We start from the raw sequence: 220 nt of genomic DNA, 5'->3' as shown, positions 1-220 counted from the left end.
AACAGTGCTGCGTTATGTCTTCCAGGTTAGAACTGGTTCAATATTTCAGCGGTTACTTCAGGAGCATTATTACTGGTTGGCTTTGTAAGTGGTGACTTAGGTCTTACTGCATTAATCTTTATGACAGTGATTGCATTAGCATTCGGATGGCATTTAGTAGCTTCTATTGGTGGTGCAGATATGCCAGTAGTTGTTTCTATGCTTAACTCTTACTCAGGTT

The 220-nt window shown here is 40.0% G+C and carries 1 pseudogene; it reads left to right on the top strand.

The annotated features are described in order from the left end of the window. A pseudogene (locus V6255_RS18605) lies at positions 1 to 220 on the top strand (NAD(P)(+) transhydrogenase (Re/Si-specific) subunit beta); the annotation flags it as partial.

This window comes from Psychromonas arctica (assembly GCF_038155225.1).
Classification (GTDB): domain Bacteria; phylum Pseudomonadota; class Gammaproteobacteria; order Enterobacterales; family Psychromonadaceae; genus Psychromonas; species Psychromonas arctica_B.
This window is presented reverse-complemented; position numbering and strand designations above follow the sequence as displayed.